This is a genomic window from Pseudomonas sp. 2822-15 (assembly GCF_002742515.1).
Taxonomy (GTDB): domain Bacteria; phylum Pseudomonadota; class Gammaproteobacteria; order Pseudomonadales; family Pseudomonadaceae; genus Aquipseudomonas; species Aquipseudomonas salomonii.
Genome location: NZ_LJRY01000182.1, coordinates 140,222 through 149,602 on the forward strand (window position 1 = coordinate 140,222; position 9,381 = coordinate 149,602).

Below are 9,381 nucleotides of genomic sequence, written 5' to 3' on the forward strand. Positions count from 1 at the left end.
AGGCAGGCTTGTCGGTTTTTTACTGGATGGGCGCAACAATACTTCATTCTTGCTTTATGTGGGAGCGGCAGTTTACAGGTGCAACGCGTGGCCCAATGCTCTTAAAGCCGCTTCCTGAACCGCTTCGCCGAGGGTCGGATGCGCATGAATGGTGCCCGCCACATCTTCCAGGCGCGAACCCATCTCCAGGCTCAGGCCAAAGGCCGTAGACAACTCAGACACACCAGCGCCCACCGCTTGCCAGCCGACAATCAGGTGGTTGTCACGCCGTGCTACCACGCGCACAAAGCCGGTTTTCGACTCCAGGGTCATCGCTCGGCCATTGGCCGCAAACGGGAAGCTCGACACGATGCAGTCCAGGCCGGCCGCCTTGGCTTCGTCCGGGGTCTTGCCGACCACCACCAGTTCCGGGTCGGTGAAGCACACCGCCGGGATGGCGGCCGGGTTGAATTCGCGGTGTTTGCCGCTGATCAGTTCGGCGACCATCTCGCCCTGGGCCATGGCCCGGTGCGCGAGCATCGGCTCGCCGCTCAGGTCGCCGATGGCGTACACGTTGCGCATGCTGGTCTGGCAACGGTTGTCGATCTTGATCGCCGCACCGTTCATCGCCAGGTTCAGCGCTTCGAGGTTCCAGCCCTGGGTGTTGGGTTTGCGGCCCACGGCCACCAGCACCTGATCGGTTTCCAGCGACAGCGTCTCCCCATTCGGGTCACGTACCTGCAGGCGGTTGTTTTCGAAACCGGTGACGCTGTGGCTGAGGTACAGCTTGACCCCCAGCTGCTTGAGCGATTCGGCCACCGGCAGCGTCAGCTCGCCGTCGTAGGCGGGCAGGATGCGCTCCTGCGCCTCGACCACACTGACTTCGGCGCCGAGCTTGCGGTAGGCAATGCCCAGCTCCAGGCCGATGTAACCGCCACCCACCACAATCAGGCGTTTGGGCACGCGGGTCGGCGCCAGCGCTTCGGTTGACGAGATGATCGGCCCGCCAATCGGCAGCATTGGCAGGTTGACGCTTTTCGAACCGGTGGCCAGCAGCAGGTGCTCGCACTGAATGCGCTGGTCGCCGACGTCGACGGTCTTGCCGTCGACCACCTTGGCCCAGCCATGGATCACCTGCACTTTGTGCTTTTTGAGCAAGGCGGCCACGCCGGTGGTCAGGCGGTCAACAATGCCGTCTTTCCATTCCACGCTCTTGCGGATGTCCAGGGTCGGCACATCCACTTCAATGCCCAGTTGCGACCCTTGACTGTGATGCACGGTTTGCTGGAACTGTTCGGCCACATGGATCAAGGCTTTGGAGGGAATGCAGCCGATGTTCAGGCAGGTGCCGCCCAGCGCCTGGCCCTCGACCAGAATGGTCGGGATGCCCAGTTGGCCGGCACGAATCGCCGCCACATAACCGCCAGGGCCACCGCCGATAATCAGCAGCGTGGTGTTCAATGTCTGAGGCATGCCTTACTCCAAAAACAGGCTGGCGGGTTGTTCGAGCAAGCCACGAATGGCCTGGATGAATTGCGCCGCGTCCATGCCGTCGACCACACGGTGATCGAAGGAACTGGAGAGGTTCATCATTTTGCGCACCACGATCTGGCCTTTGATCACCATCGGCCGTTCAACGATGCGGTTGACGCCGACAATCGCGACTTCCGGCAGGTTCAGCACCGGCGTGCTGACGATGCCGCCCAAGGCACCCAGGCTGGTGAGGGTGATGGTCGAGCCCGACAGCTCATCACGACTGGCCTTGCCATTGCGCGCGGCGCTGGCCAAACGTGCGATTTCCTCGGCGTTGCCCCACAGGCTGCGGGCTTCGGCGTGACGTACCACCGGCACCATCAGGCCCACATCGCTTTGGGTGGCGACGCCCACATGCACCGCGCCCAGGCGGGTGATGACTTGGGCTTCGTCGTCGTAACGGGCGTTGATCTGCGGGAACTCGCGCAACGCCACGACCATGGCGCGCACGATAAACGGCAGCAAGGTCAGCTTGCCGCGGGTGGCGCCGTGCTTCTCATTGAGGTGCACGCGCAACTCGTCCAGCGCCGTGACGTCGATTTCTTCCACATAGCTGAAATGCGCAGCGCGGCGGGTGGCGTCCTGCATGCGCTGGGCGATCTTGCGGCGCATGCCGATCACCGGGATCTGTTCTTCGCTGTTGCGTTCGGCGTAAGGGTTGGCGGTGCCCGAAGGCTGGGCTGCACCTTGTTGCAGGTAAGCGTCCAGATCTTCGTGTAGCACCCGACCCGCCGGGCCAGTACCTTGCACCAGACGCAATTGAATACCGGCATCCAGCGCGTGCTTGCGCACGGCAGGTGAAGCCAATGGGCGTTCATCGGCGGCACGGGCTACCGGAGCAGCAGCGGGCTTGGCTGCCGGCTTTGTTTCAACCACCGGCGCTGGTTTGGCTTCAACCACGGGGGCTGCTTTCACCGGCTCAGCCACCACCGGCGCATCCTTGGCATTCCCGGCGCCTTCGACTTCAATGCTGATCAAAATACTACCCACCGCCATGACCTCGCCGGGCTCGCCGCCCAGAGAAATCACTTTGCCGTGCACCGGCGAGGGAATGTCCACCATCGCCTTGTCGGTCATCACATCCGCCAGCACCTGGTCTTCAACCACCAGGTCGCCGACCTTTACATGCCATACCGACAGTTCAACTTCTGCGATGCCTTCGCCAATGTCCGGCATCTTGATAACGTGCGTGCCCATTCAGACCTCCATGACCCGTTTCAACGCCGCACCCACACGGGACGGCCCTGGGAAATACGCCCACTCTTGCGCGTGCGGGTAGGGTGTGTCCCAACCGGTGACGCGTTCGATCGGCGCTTCCAGGTGATGGAAGCAATGCTCTTGCACCAGCGACACCAACTCGGCACCAAAGCCGCAGGTGCGAGTGGCTTCGTGCACCACCACGCAACGGCCGGTCTTTTTCACGGAGTTGACGATGGTTTCCAGGTCCAGCGGCCACAGGCTGCGCAGGTCGATGACCTCGGCGTCGATGCCGGTTTCTTCGGCGGCGACTTGCGATACATACACAGTGGTGCCGTAGGTCAGCACCGTCACGGCCGAGCCTGGGCGCACGATGGCGGCCACATCCAGCGGCACGGTGTAGTAACCGTCCGGCACTTGCGCTTGCGGGTGTTTGGACCAGGGTGTAACCGGGCGATCGTGGTGGCCATCGAACGGGCCGTTGTACAGGCGTTTAGGTTCGAGGAAGATCACCGGGTCGTCGTTTTCGATCGAGGCGATCAACAGGCCCTTGGCGTCATACGGGTTGGACGGCATCACCGTGCGCAGGCCGCAGACCTGGGTGAACACCGCTTCAATACTCTGGCTGTGGGTCTGGCCGCCGTAGATGCCGCCGCCGCACGGCATGCGCATGGTCAAGGGCGCGGTGAACTGGCCGGCCGAGCGATAACGCAGGCGGGCGGCTTCGGAGATGATCTGGTCGGTGGCCGGGTACACGTAGTCGGCGAATTGAATCTCGGCGACCGGGCGCAGGCCATACGCGCCCATGCCCACGGCAACGCCGACGATGCCGCTTTCGGAGATCGGCGCGTCAAACACCCGCGAGCTGCCGTACTTGGTCTGCAAACCTTCGGTGCAACGGAACACGCCGCCGAAGTAGCCGACGTCCTGGCCGAACACCACCACGTTATCGTCACGCTCAAGCATCACATCCATGGCCGAGCGCAGGGCCTGGATCATGGTCATGGTGGTGGTGGTCATGGCGGTTTCCAATTCGATGCTGTTGTTGTGATCGTTCATGTCAGACCCCCAACTCTTGACGCTGGCGCTTCAAGTGCTCCGGCATCTCTTTATAAACGTCTTCGAACATGGTCGCGGCGCTTGGAATCTGGCCGCCGGCCAGGGTGCCGTACTGTTCGGCTTCTTTCTGCGCCTTGACCACTTCGGCCTCAAGCTCGGCACTGACCGCCGTGTGCTCCTCTTCGGACCACTGGCCAATCTTGATCAGGTGCTGTTTGAGGCGCGCGATGGGGTCGCCGAGCGGGAAGTGGCTCCAGTCATCGGCCGGGCGGTATTTGGACGGATCGTCCGAGGTGGAGTGCGGGCCGGCGCGGTAGGTGACCCACTCGATCAGGGTTGGCCCAAGGTTACGGCGCGCACGCTCGGCGGCCCAGGCAGACGCCGCATACACGGCGATAAAGTCGTTGCCGTCCACACGCAGGGAAGCGATGCCGCAACCCACGCCGCGTCCGGCGAAGGTCGTGGCTTCACCGCCGGCGATGGCCTGGAAGGTGGAGATGGCCCACTGGTTGTTGACCACGTTGAGAATCACCGGCGCGCGGTACACGTGGGCGAAGGTGAGGGCGGTGTGGAAGTCCGATTCGGCGGTGGCGCCGTCGCCGATCCAGGCCGAGGCAATCTTGGTGTCGCCCTTGATCGCCGAGGCCATGCCCCAGCCCACGCCTTGCACGAATTGGGTGGCGAGGTTGCCGGAAATGGTGAAGAAACCAGCGTCCTTGACCGAATACATGATTGGCAACTGACGGCCTTTGAGCGGGTCGCGCTCGTTGGACAGCAGTTGGCAGATCAGGTCCACCAGCGGCACTTCGCGGGCCATCAGGATGCTTTGCTGGCGGTAGGTGGGGAAGCACATGTCGTCAATGTTCAAGGCCAGGGCCTGGGCGCTGCCGATGGCTTCTTCCCCAAGGCTTTGCATGTAGAACGACATTTTTTTCTGACGCTGGGCGACCACCATGCGGTTGTCGAAGATGCGCGTCTTGAGCATGGCGCGCATGCCTTTGCGCATGATCTCGGCGGATACGCCTTCAGCCCACGGACCAAGGGCCTGGCCCTGGTCGTCGAGCACGCGGATCAAGCCTTTGGCGAGGTCGGCGGTGTCGGCGGGTTCTACGTCGATGGCGGGTTTGCGCACCGTACCTGCGTCAGTCAGGCGCAGGTAGGTAAAGTCGGTCTTGCAGCCTGGGCGGCCCGAGGGTTCGGGAACGTGCAGGCGCAATGGTGCATACGGTTGGTTCATGGCTTTCTACGCTCGATCTTGTGAATTTCTTGTAGTGGGCGCGCTAGCTGACAGTCAGTCTCCGGATAGGAGAAATCTTGTCCTACAAACATCATAGGCGTGGCGTAGAAGAATATTTATCTGTGTTTCATTGCGCTCACGACCATTTGCGGATAAAAAAACTGCATAAACATAATAAACAGGTGATTTTGTCTCATGCGCAAACTGGACCGTACCGATATCGGCATTCTCAACGCCCTGCAGGAGAACGCCCGTATCACCAACGCCGACCTGGCCCGCTCGGTCAACCTGTCGCCCACGCCGTGCTTCAACCGGGTTAAGGCCATGGAGGAATTGGGGCTTATCCGTGATCAGGTCACCTTGCTGGACGCCGACCTGCTGGGGCTGCACGTGAATGTGTTCATCCACGTGAGCCTGGAAAAGCAGAACGAGCTGGCATTGCAGCAGTTCGAGGGCGCGATCTCGGACCGGCCGGAAGTGATGGAGTGTTACTTGATGGCGGGCGACCCGGATTATCTGATTCGGGTACTGGTGCCGACGATCCAGTCGCTGGAGCGTTTCATGATGGACTTTCTGACCAAGGTGCCGGGCGTGGCCAATATCCGCTCAAGCTTTGCGCTCAAGCAGGTGCGCTACAAGACCGCGCTGCCGTTGCCGGCCAATGGCATCAGCCTGGGCAACTGAATCACACCAACCCATGTGGGAGCAGGCAAGCCAGCTCCCACATGGAAGTCGGCGTTTTTACAGTTGGTTAAGGGGAATCTTCAGATACGTCACGCCGTTTTCCTCCGCCGGCGGCATATTCCCCGCCCGCACATTCACCTGAATCGCCGGCAGCAACAGCGTCGGCATTCCCAACCCGGCATCGCGCTGGGTGCGCATCTGCACAAACGCCGCCTCATCCACCCCGTCATGCACATGAATATTGCCCGCACGCTGCTCGGCGACCGTGGTCAGGCATTTGGCCTCGCGACCTTCAGGCGGGTAGTCATGGCATACATACAGCTCAGTCTCCAATGGAAAGGCCAACAGCTTGCGCATCGACGCATACAACTGCCGCGCATCGCCGCCGGGGAAATCGCAACGCGCGGTACCCACATCCGGCATGAACAGCGTGTCGCCCACCAGGATCAAGCGACCGTCGATCAGGTACGCCATGTCGGCGGGAGTGTGGCCGGGCACGTGCAGCGCCTGGGCCTTCAAGTTACCGATATGAAAGATTTCATCCGGCGCAAACAGGTGATCGAACTGCGAGCCGTCGACGCGAAATTCCGGCTCCAGGTTGAACAGGCGCTTGAACACATCCTGCACCTTGCTGATGGATTGGCCGATGGCGATTTTGCCGCCGAGCGTGCGGCGCAGGTAAGGCGCAGCGGACAAGTGATCGGCATGCGCGTGGGTTTCCAGCAGCCACTGCACCTGCAAACCGTGCTCACGCACGAACGCGATGACTTTATCGGCCTGGGTGGTTTCAGTGCGTCCGGACGCGGGGTCGTAATTGAGTACCGAATCGACGATGGCGCACGGGCCGCCCTCGTGTTCATAAATGACGTAGGTGAAGGTCGACGATGCCTCGTCCAGAAAGGCTTGAATCAACGCTGGCATGGCGGCGGTCCCCGGAAGCGAAAAAAGTGGTTACAATCAGTTTACGTTTACACATAATGTTTTGAGCTTAAGTGACGTAAAGGACCCAAGGCAAATGGAATCTACACTGAGTGAAGGCGAAGTCGCCCAATTGCGCGCATCGGCGTCCAAGGCGTGTTCCTTGCTCAAGGCACTGGCCAATGAGGACCGCCTGTTGATCCTGTGCCAGTTGACCCAGGGCGAGCGCAATGTCGGCGAATTGGAAACCATGACCGGCGTGCGTCAGCCCACCCTGTCACAACAGTTGGGCATTTTGCGTGACGAAGGGTTGGTCGCCACCCGTCGGGAAGGTAAATACATTTTCTACGGGCTGGCCAGCCACGAAGTGATTCAAGTGATGAAGACCTTGTCCGGCTTGTACTGCGGAGCGGTCATAAAAAGCTGGGCGTGACGCCATACGGCAGCGACCCTTGTGTGCAATGACGATAAAAGGCAAAAGACCATGACCGAGCAACACTGTGGACCGACCATCAGTGGCGACATCGTAGTCATCGGCGGCGGCTCGGCGGGCATCGGCCTGCTGGCCAGCCTGCTCAAACGCGACCCGCAGCTGAACATCACCCTCATCGAACCTAACGACTACCACTGCTATCAGCCGGCCTGGACGCTGGTCGGTGGTGGCGCCTACGACCTGAAAAAGACCCGACGGCCGTTGGCCGACGTACTGCCCAATGGCGTCGCCTGGGTGCAGGCCGCTGTCGCCGAGTTGCTGCCCGACGAGCAAACCCTGGTGCTCGACAACGGCCAGCGCGTGACCTGGAACAACCTGATCGTGTGCCCTGGCCTGCGGCTGGCCTGGGAAAAAATCGACGGCCTGGAACAGACCCTCGGCCAGAACGGCGTCACCTCCAACTACAGCTACGAACACGCGGCCTACACCTGGCAGTTGGTACAGCAGCTCAAGAGCGGCAAGGCGATTTTTACCCAGCCGGCCATGCCGATCAAATGCGCAGGCGCGCCGCAAAAGGCCATGTACCTGTCTTGCGATCACTGGCTCAAGCAGGGCAACCTGAAAAATATCGACGTCGAATTCAACCTGGCCGGCGCTGCGCTGTTTGGCGTCGCGACCTTTGTGCCGCCGTTGATGAAGTACGTGGAGAAATACAACGCCCGCCTGGCGTTCAATGCCAACCTGGTCAGGGTCGATGGCCCGGCGCGCAAAGCCTGGTTTGAAGTCAAAGACGCCGAAGGCAAGGCCACTGTCGAAGAAAAGTCCTTCGACCTGCTGCACGTGGTCCCGCCGCAAGTGGCCCCGGATTTTATCCGCCAGAGCCCATTGGCAGACCCTGCCGGTTGGTGCGAGGTGAACCCGCACAGCCTGCAACACCTGCGCTACCCGCACATCTTCGGCCTCGGCGATGTGTGCGGCACCACCAATGCCAAGACCGCTGCCGCCGTGCGTAAGCAGATCGTGGTGGTGGCCGAAAACCTGTTGGCCCTGCGCAAACAGGCACCGCTGCCGCTCAAGTACGACGGCTATGGTTCCTGCCCGTTGACGGTGGAGAAGGGCAAGGTGGTGCTGGCCGAGTTCGGCTATGGCGGCAAGCTGCTGCCTACCTTCCCGCTGGACCCGACCCAGGCACGCCGCTCGATGTGGTTCCTCAAGGCCACGCTGCTGCCGTGGTTCTACTGGAACGGCATGCTCAAAGGCCGCGAGTGGCTGACCCGCCTGAGCAAGGTGGATTAAATGCTGCTGGCAAGTCTGTTGGGTTTATTGATGGGCCTGGTCATGGGCCTCACCGGCGCGGGCGGCGGCATTCTCGGAGTGCCGGCGTTGGTGCTGGGGCTGGGCTTGACCATGACCCAGGCCGCCCCGGTGTCGTTGCTCGCCGTGGGCGCAGCGGCGGCGGTCGGCGCCATTGACGGGCTACGCCATGGCCTGGTGCGCTACCGCGCCGCGTTATTGATAGCGCTGCTGGGTGCGCTGTTTTCGCCGCTGGGCGTATTTATTGCCCACCAGTTACCCGAACACCTGCTGATGGGCCTGTTCAGCGCCTTGATGGTGCTGGTGGCCTGGCGCATGTTGCAACGCGAAAAGGTCGAGGCCGGGCCGAGCGACCATGGCGCCGCGTCCTGGGGCCAGAAAAACTGCATGCTCAACCAGCAGACCGGACGCCTGGCCTGGACCGCCAAGTGCAGTGCCACGTTAGCGGCTTTGGGGGCCGTGACTGGCGCGGTGTCGGGCTTGCTCGGCGTGGGCGGTGGCTTCCTGATCGTGCCGGCGTTCAAGCAACTGACCGATGTGCAGATGCGCGGGATTGTCGCCACCTCGCTCATGGTGATCAGCCTGATTTCACTAATCGGCGTGGCCGGGTCGATGCAGGCCGGTGTGAGCATCGAGCCGATGGGCTGGGTGTTTATCGGTGCGAGTATTGTCGGCATGATGGCCGGTCGGCGTTTGTGTTCGGTGATCCCGGCGCGGGCGTTGCAGGTGGGCTTTGCCAGCTTGTGTGTGGTGGTGGCTGCGGGGATGCTGGTCAAGGCTGCGCTCTGATGCTGATGTGCAACACAGTCCAACTGTGGGAGCTGGCTTGCCTGCGATGGCGGTCTTTTGGTGGTGTACATATCCGTTGCTGCGGTAACGGCTGAGTAGGGTTCCGCTCTTACAGCGGGTCACTTTTGTAAAGACACAAAAGTAACCAAAAAGTCTTCGCCGGTATGACTCACCCACATGGGTTACAAATCAGTTCACGCACATAGGTAACAGTTTTTAACTGGCAGGGTCGATTTCG

9 protein-coding genes are annotated in these 9,381 nt (G+C 61.4%); 4 read left to right on the plus strand and 5 right to left on the minus strand.

From position 1 onward, the window contains the following. Positions 1-72 precede the first annotated feature (72 nt). The 4 genes from lpdA to AOA59_RS12115 are packed head-to-tail and all read right to left on the minus strand — an operon-like array spanning position 73 to position 5,005. Positions 73-1,452: a dihydrolipoyl dehydrogenase gene (lpdA, locus tag AOA59_RS12100; protein WP_099487534.1), complete on the minus strand. Its 1,380-nt coding sequence runs from the start codon at positions 1,450-1,452 to the stop codon at positions 73-75. A 3-nt stretch (positions 1,453-1,455) separates the two neighbouring features. Beyond that, positions 1,456-2,709, minus strand: coding sequence for a dihydrolipoamide acetyltransferase family protein (locus tag AOA59_RS12105; RefSeq protein WP_069788311.1), 1,254 nt, complete (start codon positions 2,707-2,709; stop codon positions 1,456-1,458). Further along, on the minus strand, positions 2,710-3,768 hold the full coding sequence (locus AOA59_RS12110; RefSeq protein ID WP_017136257.1) for an alpha-ketoacid dehydrogenase subunit beta: 1,059 nt from the start codon (positions 3,766-3,768) through the stop codon (positions 2,710-2,712). Between the two features lies 1 nt (position 3,769). Next, positions 3,770-5,005, minus strand: coding sequence for a 3-methyl-2-oxobutanoate dehydrogenase (2-methylpropanoyl-transferring) subunit alpha (locus AOA59_RS12115; RefSeq protein WP_017136256.1), 1,236 nt, complete (start codon positions 5,003-5,005; stop codon positions 3,770-3,772). A 195-nt stretch (positions 5,006-5,200) separates the two neighbouring features. On the opposite strand from AOA59_RS12115, the gene bkdR reads away from it, so the two are divergent. Continuing rightward, the gene (gene bkdR / locus AOA59_RS12120) at positions 5,201-5,689 is read left to right on the plus strand and encodes a Bkd operon transcriptional regulator BkdR (protein WP_056861361.1); all 489 of its coding nucleotides are present in this window, start codon (positions 5,201-5,203) and stop codon (positions 5,687-5,689) included. Positions 5,690-5,746: 57 nt separating this feature from the next. Here bkdR and AOA59_RS12125 read toward each other — a convergent pair whose 3' ends face one another. Continuing rightward, positions 5,747-6,610: an MBL fold metallo-hydrolase gene (locus AOA59_RS12125; RefSeq protein WP_069788310.1), complete on the minus strand. Its 864-nt coding sequence runs from the start codon at positions 6,608-6,610 to the stop codon at positions 5,747-5,749. 94 nt (positions 6,611-6,704) lie between these two features. Between AOA59_RS12125 and AOA59_RS12130 the strand changes: the two genes are divergently transcribed. From AOA59_RS12130 to AOA59_RS12140, 3 genes are read left to right on the plus strand one after another with little or no spacing between them, the layout of a single operon-like run. Further along, positions 6,705-7,040 (plus strand): helix-turn-helix transcriptional regulator, encoded by a 336-nt coding sequence (locus AOA59_RS12130; RefSeq protein WP_017136253.1) that lies wholly within the window; start codon positions 6,705-6,707, stop codon positions 7,038-7,040. Between the two features lie 51 nt (positions 7,041-7,091). Then, positions 7,092-8,336, plus strand: a complete 1,245-nt coding sequence (locus tag AOA59_RS12135) for an FAD/NAD(P)-binding oxidoreductase (RefSeq protein ID WP_099487536.1) — start codon at positions 7,092-7,094, stop codon at positions 8,334-8,336. Next, positions 8,337-9,143: a sulfite exporter TauE/SafE family protein gene (locus tag AOA59_RS12140; protein WP_099487538.1), complete on the plus strand. Its 807-nt coding sequence runs from the start codon at positions 8,337-8,339 to the stop codon at positions 9,141-9,143. Positions 9,144-9,381 lie beyond the last annotated feature (238 nt).